Here is a 21307-nt window from a genome sequence, read left to right as displayed (position 1 = left end):
CATTATTCATCATCGTACTGTGGCCCGGCGTAGTTATCGAACCGCGACCACTGCCCGTTAAAGGTCAGGCGTACCGAGCCGATGGGACCGTTACGCTGTTTCCCAATAATAATTTCAGCGATGCCTTTCAGGTCGCTGTTCTCGTGATAAACCTCGTCACGATAGATAAACATGATCAAGTCGGCGTCCTGTTCGATGGAGCCGGACTCACGCAGGTCGGAGTTGACCGGACGTTTATCGGCGCGCTGCTCCAGACTACGGTTAAGCTGGGACAGTGCGATAACAGGCACTTGCAATTCTTTCGCCAATGCTTTGAGCGAGCGTGAAATTTCTGCGATTTCCAGCGTTCGGTTTTCCGACAGCGACGGTACCCGCATTAACTGCAGGTAGTCGATCATGATGAGGCTGAGGCCGTCATGTTCGCGGAAGACGCGACGCGCGCGGGAACGGACTTCCGTCGGCGTCAGGCCGGAGGAGTCATCGATGTACATGTTGCGCTTTTCAAGCAGCAGCCCCATGGTGCTGGAGATACGCGCCCAATCCTCGTCGTCCAGCTGACCGGTACGAATACGGGTCTGGTCGACGCGCGACAGCGACGCCAGCATACGCATCATGAGCTGGTCGCCGGGCATTTCCAGACTGAAAATTAGCACCGGCTTTTCCTGCGTCATGGCGGCGTTTTCGCACAGGTTCATGGCGAACGTGGTTTTCCCCATGGACGGTCGGGCCGCCACGATAATCAGGTCGGATTTCTGTAGACCGGCCGTCTTCTTATCCAGATCCTGATAGCCGCTGGACACCCCGGTCACCCCGTCGTGCGGGCGCTGATAAAGCTGCTCGATACGGGAAACGGTGTCTTCCAGAATGCGGTCGATACTTTTCGGACCTTCGTCCTTGCTGGCGCGGTTTTCCGCGATTTGGAAGACGCGGGATTCCGCCAGATCCAGCAGATCTTCGCTGCTGCGGCCCTGCGGATCGTAACCGGCGTCGGCGATCTCGTTGGCGACGGCGATCATTTCACGCACGACGGCGCGTTCGCGCACGATATCGGCGTAGGCGCCGATGTTCGCGGCGCTGGGGGTGTTCTTCGCCAGCTCGGCCAGATAGGCGAAGCCGCCGGCGGATTCCAGTTCGCCTTTCTGCTCCAGCGACTCTGACAGGGTAATCAGGTCGATGGGTTTGCTCATCTCCAGCAAACGCTGCATTTCGCTGAAAATCAGCCGATGAGCGCGATTAAAGAAGTCATTGGTGACGACGCGTTCTGCTACGTTGTCCCAGCGCTCGTTGTCGAGCATCAGTCCACCCAACACAGACTGTTCCGCTTCCAATGAATGTGGGGGGAGCTTTAGCCCTTCGACCTGACGGTCGCGAGGTTCTGCGGATTTATTGGTGGATCTTTTCTTCTCTGCCATGAAGCGCGTTCTTACGGGTTGATTTACCAGAATGGAAGGGGGCATTGTATCTCTGAAAAGCGGGAATGACACCCGCTGTCACCGTGAACCCCTAAATTGAGAAAGAATCTGGAGAGCATATGGCTAAGCGCATTCAATTCAGCAGTCCCGGCGGACCTGAGGTGCTGGAGCTGGTGGACTATCTCCCCGCCGAACCGGCCCGGGACGAGGTACAGATCGAAAACCGCGCCATCGGCGTCAACTTCATCGACACCTATTTCCGCTCCGGGCTGTATCCCGCGCCGTCCTTGCCCTCCGGTCTGGGTAGCGAAGCGGCAGGCGTGGTGACGAAAGTCGGTGCCGACGTCTCGGCATTGCAGGTAGGCGACCGCGTAGTTTATGCGCAGGGCGGGCTGGGCGCTTACAGTCAGGTGCACAATGTGTCCGCGGACAAAGTGGCGAAGCTGCCGGATGCCATCAGTTTCGAACAGGCGGCGGCCAGTTTCCTGAAAGGGCTGACGGTATACTATCTGCTGCGTAAAACCTACGACGTGCAGCCGGGCGAAACCATTCTGTTTCACGCGGCGGCGGGCGGCGTTGGGCTGATCGCCTGCCAGTGGGCTAAAGCGCTGGGCGCTCGGCTGATTGGGACGGTAGGGTCCGCGCAGAAAGCCGAGCTGGCGCAAAAGGCCGGCGCATGGGCGACCATTAACTACCAGCAGGAAGACATCGTGCAGCGCGTCGTGGCGTTGACCGATGGCAACAAGGTCGGCGTGGTGTACGACTCCGTCGGGAAAGCCACCTGGGAGGCGTCGCTGGACTGCCTGCAACGCCGGGGATTGATGGTGAGTTTCGGCAACGCCTCCGGGCCGGTCACCGGCGTCGATCTGGGCATCCTCAACAAGAAAGGCTCGCTGTACGTCACGCGGCCGTCGCTGTTCGGCTATATCACCCATCGAGAAGAGCTTGAAGAAGCCTGCAATGCGCTGTTTTCCCTGATCGCCAGCGGCGCGATTTCGGTAGACGTACCGGAGGCGCAAAAATTCGCGCTGGCCGATGCGCGACAGGCGCATCTGGCGCTGGAGGGGCGTCAGACTCAAGGCTCTTGCCTGCTGATCCCGTAAGACTCCGCGTGTTCTGAGCCAGAAAGCACAACGCCCGCGAAGCGGGCGTTGTTATGTGTCAAGCCGGATGGGCTGCCCCGGCTGGCGCCGGGGGAGGCTGTGAGGTTTAAATCTGGCGTGGGTGGATGCGCCCAACCGCCCGGTAAAAGGCGACGGTCGCGCGGCGGATTTTCATCGCGCTGTCTTGTAGGGTACAGCGGCTTGTCGGGAGAGGAGCCTGTACGGCGTCATTGTTATGGGTCCCGACGTTGATGAAAACAAGTTGTCGCCTGTGCGCGGTTCGGGGTGAAACGCGCACAGGCTGACAGACCCAAAGAGTACCCGTCTGATGAATCAAAAACTCATCGTTCACGCACAGTTTTGACGATGTGTTTCTCCCGCTCCCTCTCTCCGCCTGGCACGGGTCTACCGGTAATAGCGCTGGCGCTGTTTTTGCTGGTAGCAGCGCCATATCCAGACCGCGGCGACGGCCAATAGCAGCCATGGCAGCACCTTGAGCGCCATGACAAACAGGCCGCCGAGCAGCATGAAAACGGTGGCCGCCAGCAACGCGGCGAGCACGCCCAGCAGCGACAGCCCGGTCATTAACAGCATAATGAAGAAACCGACGACGAAGAAAATCTCAAACATGGCGTACCCCTGTCAGTGTGATGCCGGACATGGTCCGGCGAAAGTGGCGATCAACGCCTGACAGGAGGTATTACAAGAAGCGTGCCAATGCGGGGTTGGCTTAACCCCTTGATTTCACTCGCGGGGTGAGAGGTCGGGGACGTTACGCCCCGGCGAGAATCACTAACTATTAGCGGATTCCACCGCGTCACGCGGCACCAGCAACAGCGCCTTCTCGACGACGGACACATCCGCGCCCGGACGATGGGCGTTTTCACTCAGGTAGCGACGCCAGCGTCTGGCGCCCGGCACGCCCTGGAACAGCCCCAGAATATGACGCGTGATATGGCCGAGATACGCTCCCTGCGATAGCTCGCGTTCGATGTACGGATAGAGCGACTCCACCACGCTGAACGGATCGGGCGCGGTGTCGGCGCCGAACAGCTCGCGGTCGACCTGCGCTAGCATACCGGGGTTCTGGTACGCCTCGCGGCCCACCATCACGCCATCCAGATGCTGCAAATGTTCACGGGCTTCGGCCAGCGTTTTAATCCCGCCGTTGAGGGCGATGGTCAACGCGGGAAAATCCTGTTTGAGCCGATAGACGCGCGGATAATCCAGCGGCGGGATCTCGCGGTTTTCCTTCGGACTCAGGCCCGACAGCCAGGCTTTACGGGCATGGACGGTAAAATTGTCGCAGCCGCTGCGCGTCGCCACCGTATCGATGAAGTCGCACAGGAACGGATAACTGTCCTGTTCGTCGATGCCGATGCGGGTTTTTACCGTCACGGGAATGCTGACCACGTCGCGCATGGCCTTGACGCAATCGGCTACCAGCGCCGCATCGGCCATCAGGCACGCGCCGAAGCGGCCGTTCTGCACGCGGTCGGACGGACAGCCGACGTTCAGGTTAATTTCGTCGTAGCCGCGGGCTTCGGCCTGTTTCGCGCACTGCGCCAGCGCCGCCGGATCGCTGCCGCCCAGTTGGAGGGCCACCGGGTGCTCCTCCTCGCTATACGCCAGATAGTCCCCTTTACCGTGAATAATGGCGCCGGTCGTCACCATTTCTGTGTACAGCAGCGCCTGACGACTCAGCAGACGGTGAAAATAGCGGCAGTGGCGATCTGTCCAGTCAAGCATAGGCGCGACGGAAAAACGGCACAGCGGATAGGCGGCCTGTGCATCGGAGGACGGACGGGGATCTAACGAGTTTTCAGCTTTATTGTCTGGGTGCATGTCTAAACTTTCTGGCGTGTGGAGGCTGTCTCAGCGCGTCGGTAACGGCGTTCGACCCGGGCCGAACGTATGTTGCATTAATATAACATAAGGTCGCGCAAACTCGCGGATGCCGAACGCAGAGAACGTGTAGGATGGCGGCAGCCCCGGAGCGATATTGCATAAAACGCGACGCGGGACGGCGCGGAACGCCGAAGGCATTGCTACACTTGCTGCGCCGGAGTCATGCGGGCAATACACGTTTTCAGAACGGTTTTTCATGCACTTGGGGGAATTATGCAGTGTGATTTAATACTGGACGCCGGATTTTACCGTCATCTCTCGACCTACCTCGACGGTCTGCCGTTTCATCTGTTGCAACATAATTTCACTTACGGCGTCTTCTCAAGCCGACAGGACGAGGCGTCTGTCGCCGCCGGTTACGAAGTCTATCCCTATAAAGACCTGTCTCAGGAACGCGCTGCGCTCCACGGACAGCTGGCGACTCGGTTCGCCGACGCGGACGTTTCGACGCTGGTCCTGTGGGCCGATCTGGGCGTCGCCCGGCAGGAAATTCTGCTGTATGAAATTCTGATCTGGCTGGCAGATACGCGCGCGGGCGATAAGATCGCCTTGCGCTGTGTGGATCTTGCAGAGCTGCCCCGGCCTGCGTTTCAGGAAGGCACGCAGGCCTACTATCAGCGGATTTATCGTGATTTCTCGTTGCCGCAAAATAACAATCCCATCACTCCCGAGCTGACTGCCGGCGCACGAAATATGCTGTCGTCGCTCTATCACGCCGGGCACCTGATCGTCAGACATCAAGACGTGCTGGCGGCGCTGCCCACGCACTTCTTCGACGACATTATTGTGTCTGTCGTGAATGCGCACTATCAGCCGGTCAAGGTGCTCACCGCGAAGGTGATGCTGTCCCTGTGGGCGAAAGGCTACGCCGAGGTGGAGGATGTGGTGATTATGTCGCGCATTCTGTTTCTGGCCAGCCACGATCCCCGCTTACAGGTGCGTAAAAACATCTTCGATCAGAATCTGATTTCCAACGTTTATATCAAGCTGAAGTGACGGCAGTGTCCGGCGCGTTCGACGCACCGGACACATTGCGTGTGACTCATCCCTGACCGAGCGTCTCTTCGCCGTCGATCAATCGCTGCAAGCGGTCGGGAAACGCCTGTGCAAACCGTTGCAGGTGTTCGGTCACGGTATCGACCAGCGCAGAGGCGGGGCGGTGCAGCGGGCGAATCAGGCTGACGGTAAAAGGGACGTCGATGCTGAAACGGCGGACGACCACGCCGTGACCCGAGGCGGCGTAGTCCGCGGCGGTCAGCGGATTGACGATGGACAGGCCCACGCCAGCGCGCACCATCGCGCAGACCGAGGCGGCGCTGTGCGTTTCCATCACCATACTGCGCTCCACGCCTGCTTCCTGAAACAGATGGTCGAGCCACTGACGATAGCTGTCCGCGCTGGACAGGCTAATAAACGGCTGGTGGCGAAAATCTTCCGGCGTCAGCACCGGCTTGCTGGCGAGCGGATGGCGGGACGGCAGCACGCACACTTCGCTGAGCTGCATCAGCGTCTGACGCTCGGTGCCTGCGGGCGTCGCGCTGTTTTCGGTCAGCCCCAGATCGTGACGCTGCGCGGACAGCCACTCTTCAAGCAGCGGCGACTCCTGGGGAATAATATGCAGATTGAGCGTCGGGTATTCCGCCAGCAGCGGCTGACACACTTCCGGCAGCAGGGACTGGGAAAAGACCGGCAGGCAGGCGATGGACAGCTGCGCCTGCTGAAAGCGCCGGATATCATCGGCGGCGCTGACAATCCGGTCGAGTCCGTAATAAGAACGCTGGACCTCTTCAAAGAGCTGTAGCCCCTGCGCGGTCGGATGCAGGCGGCCGCGCACCCGTTCGAACAACGCCATCTGCATGAGATGCTCGAAACGCGCCAGCTCGCGGCTCACCGTCGGCTGCGACGTATTGAGCAGGCTGGCGGCTTCCGTCAGGTTGCCGGTGGTCATCACGGCATGAAAAATTTCGATATGTCGCAGGGAGATGGCGGCCACGGTAGACACCTCGCTTGGGGATAAAGCCATATCATAAATGAATAGACTCTGCGTAAAAGGATATTTGTCTCCCTCGCGGGGGATTTCGCACAATGCAGACATGATTTGATTGATCAGGTTTTGACCCTATGCCGCACGATCTTAATACCGCTTCTCACGCACTCAATGCAGACAGCCTGCGGGCGCTGCCGTCACGTTTCGGCTGCCCGGTCTGGGCCTACGATGCCGACACCATCGTCAGCCGCATCGCCCAGCTGCGCGACTTCGACACCATCCGTTTCGCCCAGAAGGCGTGTTCCAACATTCATATTCTGGCGTTGATGCGCCAGCACGGCGTCAAGGTCGACTCCGTCTCGCTGGGCGAGATCGAGCGTGCGCTGGCCGCCGGATTCCAGCCGGGAACGCCGGATCATGAAATCGTCTTTACCGCCGATCTGCTGGATCACGCCACGCTGGAACGGGTGGCGGCGCTGAACATTCCCGTCAACGCCGGTTCCGTGGACATGCTGCATCAGCTCGGCGCCGTGTCACCGGGGCATCCGGTCTGGCTGCGCGTTAATCCGGGCTTCGGTCACGGACACAGCCAGAAAACCAATACGGGCGGCGAAAACAGCAAGCACGGTATCTGGTACGGCGATTTGCCGCTGGCGCTGGCGGCGATCGAACGCCATCAGCTCAAACTGGTGGGCATGCACATGCACATTGGCTCCGGCGTGGACTACGGTCATCTGGAACAGGTGTGCGATGCGATGGTGCAGCAGGTGATCGACTTCGGTCAGGATCTGGACGCCATCTCCGCAGGCGGTGGTCTCTCCATCCCTTACCGTGACGGCGAAGAGTCGATCGATACGCAACACTATTACGGGCTGTGGAACGGCGCGCGTGAGCGTATCGCCGCGCACCTCGGCCATCCGGTCACGCTGGAGATCGAACCGGGTCGTTTCCTGATGGCGGAAGCGGGCGTATTGGTGGCGGAAGTGCGGGCCGTCAAGGCAATGGGCAGCCGTCACTTCGTTCTGGTCGACGCCGGGTTTAACGATCTGATGCGCCCGGCGATGTACGGCAGCTATCACCACATCACCTTATTGCCGGGAGATGGCCGCGCCGTGGATGGCGCCGCGCTGCGCGACACGGTCGTAGCAGGGCCGCTGTGCGAGTCCGGCGACGTCTTTACCCAGCAGGCGGGCGGCGGCGTCGAAACCATCGCCCTGCCGGACGCCAACGTCGGAGACTATCTGGTTTTCCACGACACCGGGGCCTATGGCGCGTCGATGTCGTCTAACTACAACAGCCGTCCGCTGCTGCCGGAAGTGTTATTCGAAGACGGCGAGCCGCGCCTGATCCGCCGTCGACAGACGGTGGAAGAGCTGCTGGCGCTGGAACAGCTGTAATCCTTCTCTCGCCTCTCCCTGCATCAGGGAGGGGCGTCATCTCTTGGTCTCATCGCTCCTCACGTCTGTGATAGGTCTCTCCCCGTCTTGTCTTTCCACACGGTTTTCTCCGTGATTTCCCGTGCTTATTTTGTGTTTGCGCACATAGGTGAATACCACCGCCAGCCCTAAAATAAGGGCTATCAAATCGTGGCTTTACCTTATTGGCGCCCGTCGTCGCAACACCGTTTCTCTACCCTATGCAACAGATATAACAATAAAGAGGTCATACTATGAACGGCATGGAACCCCTTGGTTGGTATGGAGCTTTAATCGGTCTATTCATTGCCATCTTCTTGATTCTGAGAAAAATAAATCCTGTCTATTCGCTGTTTTTCGGTGCCATCGCGGGTGCCGTGATCGGCGGCGCGAGTCTTGATCAGACGCTGGCTTTACTGACCACCGGGACGCAAAGCGTGATGGGGACGGTCATCCGCGTACTGGCCGCCGGGGTACTGGCTGGCGTGATGATGGAGTCCGGCGCGGCGGAAACTATCGCTCAGGCGGTGGTGAAAAAAATGGGCGAGGGCAAGGCGATCCTGGCGCTGGCGTTAGCCACTATGATCATCACCGCCGTCGGCGTGTTTATCCCGGTCGCGGTGCTGATCGTCGCGCCCATCGCGCTGTCGGTCGGCAATAAAATGGGGATCTCGAAGATGGCGCTGCTGTTGGCGCTCTCCGGCGGCGGCAAGGCGGGCAACATCATTTCCCCGAATCCGAACGCCATTGCGGCGGCCAACGGTTTCCACATCACCTTGAGCGATGTGATGATCGCCGGTTTCATTCCCGCTGTGGGCGGTTTGCTGATGACGATCCTGATCGCGGGTTTGTTGAAAAACAAAGGCGCCAAGGTGACCGAAGAGGAAGTCGCCGCGCTGTCCGCGCATCAGCCCGCGGGCGACAAACGCTACCCGCCGCTGCATCAGGCGATCGTTGCGCCGCTGGTGGCGGTGATCCTGCTGATGATCAATCCTATCGGCTCGATCCTGCATATCCCGCTGCTCTCCGAGTGTAAGCTGGATGCGCTGTACGTCCTGCCCATCGCCGGGATCGTCGGCCTGCTGGCGATGGGACAGCATCGAAAACTGATCGCCTACACCGCGTCCGGGCTGGAGAAAATGACGGCGACGGTCCTGATCCTGATCGGCGCCGGGGCGATAGCCGGTCTGATTGCGGCGTCGAATCTGTCGACGCAGGTGGTGGCGATCATCAACCTGATGGGGATCTCAGGCACGTTCCTGGCGCCGATTTCCGGGATCCTGATGGCGGCAGCGACGGCGTCGACGTCCACCGGCGTCATTCTGGCGACCGGCACGTTCGGCAGCGCTATCGCCAACGTCGGCGGCAGTCCGATCGCCTCCGCGGTCATGGTGCACACCGGGGCAACCGTGATCGACTCTCTGCCGCAGGGCAACTACTTCCACGTGACCGCCGGCAGCATGAACATGGCGCTGCGCCAACGTATGTCGCTCATTCCTTATGAAGCGATGGTGGGCGGCACCATGACGATAATCGCCACCGTGCTGTACGGCCTCCTTTAACCCGTGACGAGATGATTCCTATGAAACATGAAACCTTTGTACTGGCGCCGGATTCATTCAAAGAGAGCATGACCGCGAAAGAGGTCTGCGTGGCGATGGAGAAAGGGCTGCGCAAGGTCTTTCCCGAAGCGAACTACATTCATGTCCCGATGGCGGACGGCGGCGAAGGCACTGTGCAGTCGCTGGTCGACGCCACCCAGGGCGAGCTGTTTCACCTGTCGGTGACCGGGCCGCTAGGTACGCCGGTGGACGCGGTCTACGGCATCATGGGCGACGGTGATGTGGGGGTGATTGAAATGGCCTCCGCCAGCGGTATCCACCACGTCAATGCGCAGACCCGCAACCCGCAGGTGACGACGACCTACGGCACCGGCGAACTGATCCGCGCCTGTCTGGATAAGGGGATAGAAAAAATCATCCTCGGAATCGGCGGCAGCGCGACCAACGACGGCGGCGCGGGGATGGCCGAAGCGCTTGGCGCTCGCTTCTTCGACGGCGACGATAAACCGCTGCCGCGCGGCGGCGGGGCGCTCGGACAGCTGAAGCGCATTGACGTGAGTGGACTGGATCCGCGTCTGGCGCAGGTCGAGATCATCGTGGCCTGCGACGTCACTAATCCGCTGTGCGGCGAGCAGGGCGCTTCCCACGTCTTTGGACCGCAAAAGGGGGCGACGCCGGAGATGGTGGCTCAGCTGGACGCCAACCTGTCTCACTATGCCGACGTGGTGTTACAGCAGTTGGGCAAATCCGTGGCGACGGCGCCGGGGGCGGGTGCCGCAGGCGGACTGGGGGCGGGGCTGATGGCTTTCACGCGCTGTGTGATGCAAAAAGGCATTGATATCGTCATCGAATACAGCGGCCTGCGGGACACGTTACGGGGGCGGACTACTGCTTGACGGGCGAGGGGCGCATCGACAGTCAGACCCGCTTCGGCAAAACGCCTTATGGCGTGGCGAAGACCGCGCAGGCGCTGCAGGTGCCGGTGATCGCCGTGTCCGGCTGCGTCGGCGACGGCATCGAATCTCTCTATGAGGAAGGGATCGATGTCATCTTCGGGATGATCCCCCGCGCCGATCCGCTGGCGTCCTTGTTGCAAGAGGGGCCTGCGAATATGGAACGGGCCTGTGAAAACATCGGCCGCTTAATCCGTATTTCCCAGGCGAGAGCGGCGTCCAGAAGTTAGCCCCGGCATTTCGTCGGGGCGCGATCATGCTAGGCTGAGTGTGCAGGCGAGCGCGGTGATGCCGCTCGTCTGCGTCACCGTCTGGAGAAAAGACATGTCGGATTACCATTTTGACGCCACGCTGGCCGGTGCCATTGTCGCGCGCACGATGCAGATCATCGAATGCAACGTGAACGTGATGGATGCGACGGGGAGAATTATCGGCAGCGGCGACAAGGAGCGTATCGGCGAAATTCATGAGGGCGCGCTGTTGGCGCTCACGCAGGAACGTATCGTCACCATCGACGACGCGTCCATGCACATCTTGCAGGGCGTGAAACCCGGCATCAATCTTCCTCTGCGGCTCGACGGCGTGATCGTCGGGGTGGTGGGCTTAACGGGTCAACCGGACGGACTGCGCCAGTATGGCGAACTGGTCTGCATGACGGCGGAAATGATGCTGGAGCAGGCGCGGCTTATGCAGCTGCTGGCGCGCAACAGCCGTCAGCGCGAAGAGCTGGTGTTGAACCTGATCCGCAGCGATACCTACTCCGAGACGGTCAGCGAATGGGCGCGGCGGTTGGGGATAGACCTGCAAAAACCGCGCGTCGCACTGGTGGTCGAGTTGGACAGCGGCCAGTTGGGCGTCAGTACGGCGATGACCGAGCTACAGCAGTTTCAGAACCTGCTGACGGAGCCGGGCATGGCGTCGGAGCGGGAAGAGGGGCTGATGGCGATAGTCTCTTTGACCGAGATGGTGGTGTTGCAGCCGCTATCCGAGCATGGCCGCTGGGATCCCGACGCGCATCTGCGGCGTATCCAGCTGTTATACCAGCGTCTGCATGATGAAAGCCCCCTGCGGGTGCGGCTGGCGTTGGGCAACTTTTTCCCCGGCGAAGGCGGCCTGCAACGCTCCTATCAGACGGCGAAGACCACCATGAAAGTGGGCAAACAGCGTCAGCCTGACGCGCATTGCTACAGCTATCAGGATATGGCGCTGCCGGTGCTGCTGGACAGCCTGCGCGGCGGCTGGCAGGCCAATGAGCTGATGCAGCCGCTAAGACGGCTGCGGGCGATGGACGGCAACGGGATCTTTCGCAAAACGCTCTACAGCTGGTTCTGCTACAACCTGCAAAACACGGTCACGGCCAACGCGCTGTATATCCATAAAAATACGCTGGAATACCGTTTGCACCGTATCTCGGACATTACCGGACTGAACCTCTCCCGCGTCGACGACCGCCTGTTGCTGTATATCGCGCTCCAGCTGGAAGACGGGTGATTCGCCGAGCCGATTATGGATGGGCGGCGGGGGCGTAAGGTCCGGGTCGGACGGAATCGCGAATTTTCAGCTCGCCGGTGAACGGCGTCAGCGGGGCGGCTTCCTCGCCGGAAATCAGACGTAGCGCCTGCTGAATGGCGGCGCTCATCATCTCTTCGATCGGCAGATACACCGTTGACAACGACGGACTCAGAAAGGCGGCGTTCGGCTCATCGTCAAAGCCGAACAGGGACAGATCCTCCGGCAACGTTTTGCCTGCTTCGCTGAACGCCTTCATCGCGCCGATACACATATCATCATTGCTGGAGAACAGCGCGCTGAACTCGACCCCGCGGGCCAGCAGGGCATGCGCGGCGAGATAGCCGCTCTCCACGCTGCTATCGCCGTGGACGATCCGCAGGGGATCGATCGCCAGACCGTGGTGACGCAGTGCGGCTTCATAGCCGGAGAGGCGAGCCTGTGAGGTCGGCGTGGTCATCGGTCCGGTGATGCAGGCGATCTCGCGGTGGCCTTGGGTGATCAGATAGTCGACGACCTGAAACGCCGCGCGCTGTTGTTCAAAGACGACGCTGCGATCGCGCCTCTGCGGCAAATCGCGGTTGATGACCACAATCGGGACACTGGACTCCGCCAGTAGCGTCATCAGCTCCTGCTCGGACATGTGGCGGGTATAAAGAATGATGGCGTCGCAGCGACGGTCGGCCAGCAGTTGAACCGACTGGCGTTCGTCTTCCGGCGTATCGTGTCCGTCGGTGACGATCAGGTGTTTGCCGCTGCTTTCGGTCAGTTCTGCGGCCCGTCGCAGCAGGCGACCGAAGTAGGGGCCATCGAAGTGGGAGACGACGAGCCCGATGCTGTTGGAACTGCGATTGGCCAGCGAACGCGCGAGAAAGTTAGGCCGGTAGCCCAACTCGGCCATGGCCTTGAAAACGGTTTCCCGCGTGCTGGCTTTGACCTGGCCGGTGCCATTAAGCACGCGCGACACGGTCGCTTTCGAAACACCGGCGTGGTGAGCCACATCAAGCATGGTTTTCATGGCGTTATACCCGTTTTCAGTTGATCGGTCTGAGTTCGCATACTATCACAAGGGCGAAAAAGCGCGCACAGGGTGCGGGCGCGCGACGGCGTTTCAGGACGACGACGCCCCTCGTTAGAGCTTGGAAATAGCCCTAATCACCCGACGTGATTACATGGCGGGTCAGAATTTTACAGATGGTTGCACTTCGTGCAGTTATCTTGCGATTCGCGACTAGAGAATAAATACCCGACTCTCTAGAGTGAAAGTCCCAGAGGTATTAATGGGTGACAAGTGGATGTGATGTTCACCATGAACCATATTTATTTCACCAACCTACGCGGATGCGTAGGTTTTTTTTTGCCTGTCGTTTACTCCCGTTTGAGACATTCTGTCCCTTTCGCTGCGCGCAAATCCCTGCCTGAATCGACCCTTTAGCGTCCGCCGCAGTCATCCCTGTTACGCGATTCACCTTCTCCTCCTGGTTTTCGGCCGCGGTATCGTACCAGTGCTCGTCGTAAAGACGCTTATTCTGGTGGCAATGGGTTGGCTATAGTATTTTGTGCCATTAAATTCGTTTAAAACCCCGCGCAAACGTTGCGCCGATGGTGTGCCAGCGAGGGGGGTTACCTAGGGAGATGGGATGATTTATAACGCACTACGCTGGCTGTTGCGTCGCCTGTACCGTATCGAAATCACCGGGGATGATCGTGTCTTCCGGCAGTCAAAACTCCTGATTACGCCGAATCACGCGTCCTTTATGGACGGCGTGCTGCTGGCCTTGTTCCTGCCTCTGCAAGAAAAACCGATTTTTGCCGTCTACTCCACCATCGCTGACCGTTGGTTTATGCAGTGGACGAAGAAGTTTGTGGATTTTGTGGCGCTGGACCCGACACAGCCAATGGCCATCAAACACCTGATCCGCGTGGTGGAGCAGGGGCGGCCGGTGGTGGTGTTCCCGGAAGGGCGCATCACGGTGACCGGCGCTCTGATGAAAATCTACAGCGGCGCGGCGTTTGTGGCGGCGCGTTCAGGGGCGACCGTCGTCCCGGTGCGTCTGGAAGGACCGGAGTTCACGTTCTTCGGCCGTCTGCGCGGCGTGGTGAGGCGGCGTCTCTTCCCGCAGATCTCCCTGCATTGGCTGCCCGCCGTGAAGCTGCCGATGCCGGATGCCAGTAGTGCGCGTGAGCGCCGTGAGCTGGCGGGCGAGCATCTGCACCGCATCATGATGGAAGCCCGGATGGCGGTGCGACCTCGCCATACGTTATATCAGGCCTTTTTGGCCGCCTGCGGCCGCTATGGTTACGGCTCCTCCAGTATTGAAGACGTCGCCATGCAGGAAGACAGCTACCACGGCCTGCTGAAAAAATCGCTGGGGGTATCGCGGATCCTGCAACGCTTCACGGCAGACAAAGAGCACGTCGGCCTGCTGCTGCCGAACGCGACTGTCACCGCCGCCGCTATTCTGGGCTGCTCCCTGAGCGGCCGTGTCCCGGCGATGCTCAACTACACCGCTGGGACGAAAGGGCTGCAGAGCGCGATTTTGGCGGCCAGCCTCAAAACGATCGTGACCTCGCGCCAGTTTCTTGAAAAAGGCAAGCTGACCCATCTCCCCCAGGAGGTGAAAGACGTTAACTGGGTCTATCTGGAAGATCTGAAGGGGACGGTGACGATCGTCGATAAGCTGTGGATCCTGTTCCATCTGCTCTTCCCCGCGCAGGCGATGGTGCCGCAGGAGCCTGACGATGCTGCGATGATCCTGTTTACTTCGGGTTCTGAGGGGCACCCGAAAGGCGTGGTGCATACGCACAGCAGCCTGCTGGCGAACGTCGAACAGATCCGCACGGTGTCCGACTTCACGCCGCAAGATCGTTTCATGTCCGCGCTGCCGCTGTTTCATGCTTTTGGGCTAACGGTGGGGTTGCTGACGCCGTTGATGACCGGCGCCAAAGTGTTTCTGTATCCCAGTCCTTTGCATTACCGCATCGTGCCGGAGCTGGTGTATGACCGTAATTGCACCGTGCTGTTCGGCACCTCGACCTTCCTGGGCAACTATGCGCGCTATGCGCACCCATACGACTTCACCCGATTGCGTTACGTCGTCGCCGGGGCGGAAAAACTCTCGGATACCACGCGTGATCTGTGGCAGGAACGTTTCGGCATTCGCATTCTGGAAGGTTATGGCGTCACGGAATGCGCGCCTGTGGTTGCGATAAACGTGCCGATGGCGGCCAAACCCCATACCGTCGGACAACTGCTGCCGGAGATGGAAGGACGCCTGATCCCGGTGCCGGGAATTACCGCGGGCGCTCGTTTGCAACTGCGTGGACCGAACGTGATGAAAGGGTATCTCCGCGTCGAACAGCCCGGCGTCCTGGAAGCGCCTGCCGCCGAAAACGCGCAGGGTGAGCGGGAAGACGGCTGGTATGACACCGGCGATATCGTCACACTGGATGAACAGGGTTTCTGCGCCATCGTGGGGCGCGTGAAACGGTTCGCTAAACTGGCGGGCGAAATGGTCTCGCTGGAAAGCGTGGAGCAGTTGGCGTTGCAGGCGTCCCCAAACGCGCAGCACGCGGCCAGCGCGCGTAGCGACAGCAGCAAAGGGGAAGCGCTGGTGCTGTTCACCACCGACGCCGATCTGACGCGTGACCAATTGCAGGTGCAGGCGCGCCAGCACGGCGTCCCAGAGCTGGCGGTGCCGCGTGATATTCGCTATGTGAAGGCGTTGCCGATGTTGGGCAGCGGCAAGCCGGATTTCGTCACGCTGCGTCAGATGGCGGAAGATCAGGAGCGCACCGCATGAACCCGGTCTCAACCCCAACGACGCCGCTGCTTTCACGGGGCATGATCGCCGTGATGGCAGCGCAGTTCTTTTCCGCCTTCGGTGACAATGCGCTGCTGTTCGCGACGTTGGCGCTGGTGAAATCGCTGCTGTATCCCGACTGGAGCCAGCCGTTTCTACAGATGGGATTCGTCGCGGCCTATATCCTGCTGGCGCCGTTTGTCGGCCAGTTCGCGGACAGCTTCTCCAAAGGCCGCGTCATGATGCTGGCGAATGCCCTGAAGCTGGCGGGCGCGCTGCTGATTTGCGTGGGCGGCAACCCTTTCCTGGGCTATACGCTGGTCGGTGTTGGCGCGGCGGCGTATTCGCCCGCCAAGTACGGCATTCTGGGCGAAATCAGCCACGGCGATCAGCTGGTGAAGGCCAACGGCCTGATGGAAGCCTCCACCATCGCCGCCATTCTGATCGGTTCGGTCGCGGGCGGTATGCTGGCGGACTGGCATTTGGGCGCGGCGCTAGGCGTCTGTGCGCTGGCCTACGGCATTGCACTGGCGGCTAACCTGCTGATCCCGCGTCTGAACGCGGCGAAAAGCGGCAGTTCATGGCATCCCCGGCAGATGGTGGGCGCTTTCATCCATGCCTGCCGCATGTTGTGGGCGAACGGTGAAACGCGGTTGTCTCTGCTGGGCACCAGCCTGTTCTGGGGCGCGGGCGTGACGCTGCGTTTTCTGTTGGTGCTCTGGGTGCCGCTGGCGCTGGGTATCAGCGACAACTCGACGCCCACGCTGCTGAACGCGATGGTCGCCGTGGGGATCGTCTTCGGCGCGGGGGCGGCCGGGCGTCTGGTGACGCTGAAAACCGTGCGCCGCTGTTTGCCAGCCGGGGTGATGATCGGCGTGATGGTGGTGTTCTTCACGTTGCAGCACAGCCTGTTCGGCGCCTACACCTGCCTGCTGATCCTTGGTGCGCTGGGCGGTTTCTTCATCGTGCCGCTCAATGCGCTGTTGCAGGAAATCGGCAAGGCCAGCGTCGGCGCGGGCAACGCCGTCGCGGTGCAAAACCTGATGGAAAACGGCGCGATGCTGCTGATGCTGGCGCTGTACTCGCTGGTCGTGAAGCTCGGCGTGCCGGTGATGGCGATCGGGATTGGCTTCGGCGCATTGTTCGCGCTGGCGATTGCCGTCCTGTGGGCATGGGGACGCGTTAAGCGTTGATGACGTGCGTGAGGAGTGTGGCGACGTGATGAAGACGGTGGAGTGGCATGACTGGGGCGTCGACGATCTGACGGTACAGACGCTGTATGACGTGCTGCGGCTACGTAATCAGGTGTTTATTGTGGAACAAACCTGCCCGTATCAGGACATCGACGGGCAGGATCTGACGCCGGGCCATCGCCATATCGTCGCCTGCCGACAGGGGCAACTGCTGGCCTATGCGCGTTTATTGGCGCCGACGCCTGAGCGCGACGCGGTCGCCATCGGCCGCGTGATCGTCTCCGCCGAGGCGCGTGGACAGAAGATGGGGCATCAACTGATGGCGCAGGCGCTGTCGGCCTGTGCTCGTCACTGGCCTCAGCGTCCGTGCTATTTGTCGGCGCAGGCGCACCTGCAAGACTTCTACCGTCAGCTGGGTTTTGTCGCCGTCGGCGAGGCCTATGAGGAAGACGGGATACCGCACGTTGATATGTTCCTCGCGTCTCTGCCTTCCGCGGATTGATCATGTTCCCGTTCAGCGCGTGCGTTGCTGAACGGGAAATCCTCTCGTTTTGCCTTTCCTTCCCTTCAGTTATTTCTGCTCGCGAGCCGCAGTGCCGCAGCGGTCGAAGTGAATGCGTACAAACAATAAGTCGGAGAAAATCAGGCGCAGAGGCAAAAACGCCCCGAGCGTGTGGATAACGCTTGGGGCGATGTGCGCCTGGTGCTTTAAGGGTTTAGCTGGCGGTACGGGAGATGGAGCTGCCGAGCTTCTGAACGTCCTGACCAAATCCGCGCGTGGTGTTACAACCGCTCAGGACAGCGGTCATCAACAGTACGGCCGTTAGTATTGTGATGTTTTTCATCGTGGTTTACCTGCTATCTCAGTCTCAGTCCTGTCTGCACTTTGTCATATTCTCGCCTGCGAGTTCAATGCGCTTTATCGCGTCGCCAGCGATTTTTATGCGGCATGACGACGGGCGGCGAATCAGTCGGCGAGAAAGCCTTCCAGCAGCGTATTCAGGAACAGTTTGCCGTGCTCGGTGATCTGCCAGTGGCGGTCGGTTTCGGTCAGAAAACCTCGCGCCAGCGCCGCGTCGATCTGCGGGCGGATCGCCTGCTCCGTCAGTCCAGTATAGTCCGTGAAATCGGCGCGTGGCGCAGGCTCCAGCAACCGGAAGCGGTTCATAAAGAATTCGAACGGACGGTCATTTAACGGCACGTCTGTCGTTTGATGCAGATACTCGCCCCGCATGTAGCCGCGCGGATGGCGGGTTTTGGCGGTGCGCACGATGCGTCCGTCCGCGAACGTCAGCTTGCCGTGCGCGCCGCAACCGATCCCGAGATAGTCGCCGAAGCGCCAATAGTTCAGGTTGTGCTGGCACTGGTAGCCGGGGCGGGCGTAGGCCGAGGTTTCATACTGCTGATAGCCCGCGGCGCTCAACAGCTCATGGCCGGCGCTGAAAATGTCCCAGAGCGCGTCGTCGTCCGGCAGCGTCGGCGGGCGGGAGCCAAACAGCGTGTTGGGTTCGATGGTGAGCTGATACCACGACAGGTGCGGCGGGTTCAGCGCGATAGCCTGACGTAAATCGTCCAGCGCCTCTTCCAGCGACTGCTGCGGCAAGCCGTGCATCAGGTCGAGGTTGAAGCTGCGCAGGCCCAACTGTTCGGCCAGTCGCGCGGCGCGTTTCGCCTCTTCCGGCCCGTGGATGCGGCCCAGACGCTGGAGTTTGTCCGGGCTGAAACTTTGTACGCCGATGGAAATACGATTGATGCCCGCCTGTTGGTAGCCGCTGAAGCGGTCGGCCTCGACGGTGCCGGGGTTGGCCTCCATCGTGACTTCGGCCTCGGGCACCAGTTCCAGTCTGGCGCGCACGCCGTCCATCAACTGCTGCATCGCTTCGGCGCTCAGCAGGCTGGGCGTGCCGCCGCCGATGAAGATCGAATGCAGCGGACGCCCTTGCGCCATCGCTAGATCCGCATCCAGATCGGCCAGCAGGTGATCCACATATTCCCCGTGCGGCACCTCGCCTTTGAGCGCGTGCGAGTTGAAGTCGCAGTACGGACATTTCTGCACGCACCAGGGAATATGGATGTAGAGGCTGAGTGGAGGCAGCTTAAGCATTGCGCAGGGCATCCAGCAATTGGCGAAGCGCTTTACCACGGTGGGAACGGCTCAGCTTTTCGCTGCGGGTCAGTTCTGCGGCGGTGACGCCTGCGTCCGGCACGAGGAAAATCGGGTCATAGCCAAAACCGCCGCCGCCCGCCGGTTCACGGGCGATAGTGCCCTGCCAGCTGCCGTGACACACCAGCGGCGTCGGGTCGTCGGCATGCATCAGGAACACCAGCACGCAGTGAAAACGGGCGGTGCGTTGGTCATCCGGCACGTCCTGCAGAGCGTCCAACAGCTTGTTGAGATTCTGCTGGTCGTCGGCGTCTTCGCCCGCATAGCGCGCGGAGTAGATCCCCGGCGCGCCAGCCAGCGCATCCACGGCCAGACCCGAGTCGTCGGCGATGGCGGGTAGCCCGGTGATCCGCGAGGCGTGACGGGCCTTGAGGATGGCGTTTTCAATAAACGTCAGGCCGGTCTCTTCGGCGGAGTCCACGCCCAGATCGGTCTGCGCCACGATGTCCAGCCCGAAATCCGCCAGCAGATCGGCGAGCTCACGCACTTTACCGGCATTGCCGGTGGCTAATACGACTTTTTGCATCAGTTATTCAGTCCTGAGAAGGTGAAGCGATGAGTTCCGCGACGTTGGCGGGGATCGTCTGGGGATCGACGATTTTGATCTGTTTATGCCGACCCAGCTCGCCTTTTTCAATAATCACTTTGCTTTTGGCGACGCGAAACTGCTTGGAGAGAAATTTGACCAGATGCGCGTTGGCCTGACCGTCGACCGGCGGTGCGGTGATCGCCACCTTCAGCTCTTCGCCGTGCAGGCCGACAATCTGGTCGCGGCTGGCTTTCGGCTGTATGTACAGCCGAATCACCAGTTCGTCCCGATCGTAGCTGACTGCACTCACAGCAGGAACCACAGTCCGGGGAACAAATCCATGCCGAGGTAGTTCAGCAGATACAGGATCAGGATGACGACCATCGCGGAGAAGTCGAGGCCGCCCATCGCAGGCAGTATGCGGCGGATCGGCGCCATCAGCGGCTCCGTCAGCTGGTGGAGCAGGTAGTCGACCGGGCTGCGGCCCTGGCTGATCCAGCTCATCAGCGAACGGATGATCACCATCCAGAACACCAGATAACCTGCGGATTTGACCAACGACAGCAGCCCGACCAGCAGATTCATCGGGCTGAGCGACAGCGCGCCGACCTGAATCAGCAGCAGCAGCGGGTATTTCAGGGTCGTCAGCAGAAACGCCAGCAGCAGCGATGCGCTATCGATAGGGCCGAGCGAGGGGATGATGCGGCGCAGCGGTCCGACGATCGGCTGGGTCAGTTTGACCACGAACTGCGACAGCGGATTATAAAAATCGCTGCGCGACCACTGCATCCAGATGCGCAACAGCAGCACCATCACATACAGGTCGATTAGCGTTTTGACTAGAAACGTCAGAGTAAGCATAAATGCAACGGTTCCTTTCGGGTCAGAGGATGAGGTCGTGTGTGGAAAAGGCCACGATTAAAACAGCTTTTCCATTTCTTTGGCGCGAGCGACGGCGGCCTGCATGGCCTCCGACACGGTTTCAGCCAGATGCTGTTCGTTGAATACCCGCAGCGCTTCCGCCGTGGTGCCGCCCTTGGAGGTGACATTTTCACGCAGGGTAGACAAAGCTTTGTCCGGGCTGGCGGCGACCAGCGCGGCGGCGCCGGTGGCGGCCTGCTGAACCAGCTGGCGTGCCGTTTGGGCATCAAATCCCTGACGTTCGGCTTCCCGCTGCATGGCTTCCATAAACAGGAAGAAGTAGGCCGGGGCGCTGCCCGCGGCGGCGATGACGCCGTTAATCTGCGCTTCCTCATCAACCCAGCAGACTTCGCCGACGCTGCTCATCAGGCTGCTGGTAAAGTCGCGGTCAGCCTTGCTCACGTTATCGGGCGCATACAGTCCGCTCATCCCCTGACAGACCAGAGAAGGCGTGTTAGGCATGATCCGGACGATATTCAGCGGCTTGCCCAGCAGCGACTGAAAACGCGCGACGCTGACGCCCGCGGCGATGGACAGCACCAGCTTGTCACTGAAGTCGACGCTCGACGCCAGCGATGAGCACACGTCCGCCATCAGCTGAGGTTTCACCGCCAGCACCACGACGTCGGCCTGTTGCACGCAGTCGACGTTGTCGCCGGAGCTGATGACGCCATACTCTCTGGCCAACGCATCGCGACGCGTCGCCGTCGGGGCGCTCACGGCAATGTGTGTGGCGGGATAGCCGCCGTCGATTAAGCCGGCAATGATGGCCTGCGCCATGTTACCTGCGCCAATAAAGGCAATTTTACGGTGTTCCATCGGATTCTCGCTGTAGTCGGGTGTCTGTT

Annotated in this window: 19 protein-coding genes and 1 pseudogene; 9 read left to right on the top strand and 11 right to left on the bottom strand. The window is 60.5% G+C overall.

Going from position 1 to position 21307, the window contains the following annotated elements; genetic code table 11:
* Positions 1–2: 2 nt before the first annotated feature.
* Positions 3–1412, bottom strand: coding sequence for a replicative DNA helicase (dnaB, locus tag CKQ53_RS02215; protein WP_085651097.1), 1410 nt, complete (start codon positions 1410–1412; stop codon positions 3–5).
* Between the two features lie 119 nt (positions 1413–1531).
* Here dnaB and CKQ53_RS02210 point away from each other — a divergent pair, with 119 nt between their 5' ends.
* Entirely contained in the window at positions 1532–2515 is a 984-nt protein-coding gene (locus CKQ53_RS02210; protein ID WP_085651098.1) for a quinone oxidoreductase, read from the top strand.
* Positions 2516–2920: 405 nt separating this feature from the next.
* On the opposite strand, the gene pspG is transcribed toward CKQ53_RS02210, so the two are convergent.
* Both pspG and dusA read right to left on the bottom strand, forming a co-directional pair.
* Positions 2921–3145 (bottom strand): envelope stress response protein PspG, encoded by a 225-nt coding sequence (gene pspG, locus CKQ53_RS02205; protein WP_094118405.1) that lies wholly within the window; start codon positions 3143–3145, stop codon positions 2921–2923.
* Positions 3146–3307: 162 nt separating this feature from the next.
* Positions 3308–4264, bottom strand: a complete 957-nt coding sequence (gene dusA, locus CKQ53_RS02200) for a tRNA dihydrouridine(20/20a) synthase DusA (RefSeq protein WP_244201036.1) — start codon at positions 4262–4264, stop codon at positions 3308–3310.
* A gap of 372 nt (positions 4265–4636) precedes the next feature.
* On the opposite strand from dusA, the gene CKQ53_RS02195 reads away from it, so the two are divergent.
* Positions 4637–5419, top strand: coding sequence for a hypothetical protein (locus CKQ53_RS02195; protein ID WP_118894602.1), 783 nt, complete (start codon positions 4637–4639; stop codon positions 5417–5419).
* Between the two features lie 46 nt (positions 5420–5465).
* On the opposite strand, the gene CKQ53_RS02190 is transcribed toward CKQ53_RS02195, so the two are convergent.
* Positions 5466–6416 carry a LysR family transcriptional regulator gene (locus CKQ53_RS02190; protein ID WP_094118439.1) on the bottom strand — a complete coding sequence of 317 codons (951 nt, stop codon included), beginning with the start codon at positions 6414–6416 and terminating at the stop codon, positions 5466–5468.
* A gap of 128 nt (positions 6417–6544) precedes the next feature.
* On the opposite strand from CKQ53_RS02190, the gene lysA reads away from it, so the two are divergent.
* From lysA to CKQ53_RS02170, 4 genes and pseudogenes are all read left to right on the top strand, one after another.
* Positions 6545–7807, top strand: a complete 1263-nt coding sequence (gene lysA, locus CKQ53_RS02185) for a diaminopimelate decarboxylase (protein WP_094118408.1) — start codon at positions 6545–6547, stop codon at positions 7805–7807.
* A gap of 272 nt (positions 7808–8079) precedes the next feature.
* A complete protein-coding gene (locus CKQ53_RS02180; RefSeq protein ID WP_085651104.1) occupies positions 8080–9387 on the top strand; it encodes a GntP family permease in 1308 nt (435 codons plus the stop codon).
* 11 nt (positions 9388–9398) lie between these two features.
* Positions 9399–10570, top strand: a pseudogene (locus CKQ53_RS02175) (glycerate kinase family protein).
* A gap of 94 nt (positions 10571–10664) precedes the next feature.
* The gene (locus CKQ53_RS02170; RefSeq protein WP_085651160.1) at positions 10665–11831 is read left to right on the top strand and encodes a CdaR family transcriptional regulator; all 1167 of its coding nucleotides are present in this window, start codon (positions 10665–10667) and stop codon (positions 11829–11831) included.
* 13 nt (positions 11832–11844) lie between these two features.
* Here the strand turns inward: CKQ53_RS02170 and CKQ53_RS02165 are convergent, their stop codons facing one another.
* Positions 11845–12867: a LacI family DNA-binding transcriptional regulator gene (locus tag CKQ53_RS02165; protein ID WP_085651106.1), complete on the bottom strand. Its 1023-nt coding sequence runs from the start codon at positions 12865–12867 to the stop codon at positions 11845–11847.
* 622 nt (positions 12868–13489) lie between these two features.
* Between CKQ53_RS02165 and aas the strand changes: the two genes are divergently transcribed.
* Genes aas through CKQ53_RS02150 form a run of 3 tightly spaced genes read left to right on the top strand, consistent with a single transcriptional unit; the run spans position 13490 to position 17347 of the window.
* A complete protein-coding gene (gene aas / locus CKQ53_RS02160; RefSeq protein WP_094118409.1) occupies positions 13490–15652 on the top strand; it encodes a bifunctional acyl-ACP--phospholipid O-acyltransferase/long-chain-fatty-acid--ACP ligase in 2163 nt (720 codons plus the stop codon).
* The gene (gene lplT / locus CKQ53_RS02155; RefSeq protein WP_085651108.1) at positions 15649–16845 is read left to right on the top strand and encodes a lysophospholipid transporter LplT; all 1197 of its coding nucleotides are present in this window, start codon (positions 15649–15651) and stop codon (positions 16843–16845) included. Before aas ends, lplT begins: the two co-directional genes overlap by 4 nt.
* 28 nt (positions 16846–16873) lie before the next feature.
* Positions 16874–17347: a GNAT family N-acetyltransferase gene (locus tag CKQ53_RS02150; RefSeq protein ID WP_085651109.1), complete on the top strand. Its 474-nt coding sequence runs from the start codon at positions 16874–16876 to the stop codon at positions 17345–17347.
* 214 nt (positions 17348–17561) lie between these two features.
* On the opposite strand, the gene CKQ53_RS02145 is transcribed toward CKQ53_RS02150, so the two are convergent.
* From CKQ53_RS02145 to proC, 6 genes are all read right to left on the bottom strand, one after another.
* Positions 17562–17690 carry an entericidin A/B family lipoprotein gene (locus tag CKQ53_RS02145; RefSeq protein WP_085651110.1) on the bottom strand — a complete coding sequence of 43 codons (129 nt, stop codon included), beginning with the start codon at positions 17688–17690 and terminating at the stop codon, positions 17562–17564.
* A gap of 122 nt (positions 17691–17812) precedes the next feature.
* Positions 17813–18949, bottom strand: a complete 1137-nt coding sequence (hemW, locus tag CKQ53_RS02140; protein ID WP_094118410.1) for a radical SAM family heme chaperone HemW — start codon at positions 18947–18949, stop codon at positions 17813–17815.
* On the bottom strand, positions 18942–19535 hold the full coding sequence (locus tag CKQ53_RS02135; protein ID WP_118894600.1) for an XTP/dITP diphosphatase: 594 nt from the start codon (positions 19533–19535) through the stop codon (positions 18942–18944). Before CKQ53_RS02135 ends, hemW begins: the two co-directional genes overlap by 8 nt.
* Positions 19536–19542: 7 nt before the next feature.
* Positions 19543–19848 carry a DUF167 family protein YggU gene (gene yggU, locus CKQ53_RS02130; protein WP_085651113.1) on the bottom strand — a complete coding sequence of 102 codons (306 nt, stop codon included), beginning with the start codon at positions 19846–19848 and terminating at the stop codon, positions 19543–19545.
* A complete protein-coding gene (locus CKQ53_RS02125) occupies positions 19845–20399 on the bottom strand; it encodes a YggT family protein (RefSeq protein ID WP_085651114.1) in 555 nt (184 codons plus the stop codon). Before CKQ53_RS02125 ends, yggU begins: the two co-directional genes overlap by 4 nt.
* A gap of 57 nt (positions 20400–20456) precedes the next feature.
* Positions 20457–21278 carry a pyrroline-5-carboxylate reductase gene (gene proC / locus CKQ53_RS02120; RefSeq protein WP_085651115.1) on the bottom strand — a complete coding sequence of 274 codons (822 nt, stop codon included), beginning with the start codon at positions 21276–21278 and terminating at the stop codon, positions 20457–20459.
* Positions 21279–21307: the final 29 nt, after the last annotated feature.

Origin of the sequence: Lonsdalea britannica (assembly GCF_003515985.1) — a bacterium.
Taxonomy (GTDB): Bacteria; Pseudomonadota; Gammaproteobacteria; order Enterobacterales; family Enterobacteriaceae; genus Lonsdalea; species Lonsdalea britannica.
The sequence above is the reverse complement of the archived record's forward strand: the minus strand, read 5'-3'. Positions and strand labels throughout refer to the sequence as shown.

What these genes read in the sequence shown, in the direction of transcription:
- lysA (WP_094118408.1), top strand. Translation starts at nt 6,545, where the DNA reads ATGCCGCACGATCTTAATACCGCTTCTCACGCACTCAATGCAGACAGC.
- CKQ53_RS02145 (WP_085651110.1), bottom strand. Translation starts at nt 17,690, where the DNA reads ATGAAAAACATCACAATACTAACGGCCGTACTGTTGATGACCGCTGTC.
- lplT (WP_085651108.1), top strand. Translation starts at nt 15,649, where the DNA reads ATGAACCCGGTCTCAACCCCAACGACGCCGCTGCTTTCACGGGGCATG.
- proC (WP_085651115.1), bottom strand. Translation starts at nt 21,278, where the DNA reads ATGGAACACCGTAAAATTGCCTTTATTGGCGCAGGTAACATGGCGCAG.
- CKQ53_RS02150 (WP_085651109.1), top strand. Translation starts at nt 16,874, where the DNA reads ATGAAGACGGTGGAGTGGCATGACTGGGGCGTCGACGATCTGACGGTA.
- CKQ53_RS02210 (WP_085651098.1), top strand. Translation starts at nt 1,532, where the DNA reads ATGGCTAAGCGCATTCAATTCAGCAGTCCCGGCGGACCTGAGGTGCTG.
- CKQ53_RS02125 (WP_085651114.1), bottom strand. Translation starts at nt 20,399, where the DNA reads ATGCTTACTCTGACGTTTCTAGTCAAAACGCTAATCGACCTGTATGTG.
- CKQ53_RS02195 (WP_118894602.1), top strand. Translation starts at nt 4,637, where the DNA reads ATGCAGTGTGATTTAATACTGGACGCCGGATTTTACCGTCATCTCTCG.
- CKQ53_RS02170 (WP_085651160.1), top strand. Translation starts at nt 10,665, where the DNA reads ATGTCGGATTACCATTTTGACGCCACGCTGGCCGGTGCCATTGTCGCG.
- dusA (WP_244201036.1), bottom strand. Translation starts at nt 4,264, where the DNA reads ATGCTTGACTGGACAGATCGCCACTGCCGCTATTTTCACCGTCTGCTG.
- dnaB (WP_085651097.1), bottom strand. Translation starts at nt 1,412, where the DNA reads ATGGCAGAGAAGAAAAGATCCACCAATAAATCCGCAGAACCTCGCGAC.
- CKQ53_RS02165 (WP_085651106.1), bottom strand. Translation starts at nt 12,867, where the DNA reads ATGAAAACCATGCTTGATGTGGCTCACCACGCCGGTGTTTCGAAAGCG.
- aas (WP_094118409.1), top strand. Translation starts at nt 13,490, where the DNA reads ATGATTTATAACGCACTACGCTGGCTGTTGCGTCGCCTGTACCGTATC.
- hemW (WP_094118410.1), bottom strand. Translation starts at nt 18,949, where the DNA reads ATGCTTAAGCTGCCTCCACTCAGCCTCTACATCCATATTCCCTGGTGC.
- CKQ53_RS02180 (WP_085651104.1), top strand. Translation starts at nt 8,080, where the DNA reads ATGAACGGCATGGAACCCCTTGGTTGGTATGGAGCTTTAATCGGTCTA.
- pspG (WP_094118405.1), bottom strand. Translation starts at nt 3,145, where the DNA reads ATGTTTGAGATTTTCTTCGTCGTCGGTTTCTTCATTATGCTGTTAATG.
- CKQ53_RS02135 (WP_118894600.1), bottom strand. Translation starts at nt 19,535, where the DNA reads ATGCAAAAAGTCGTATTAGCCACCGGCAATGCCGGTAAAGTGCGTGAG.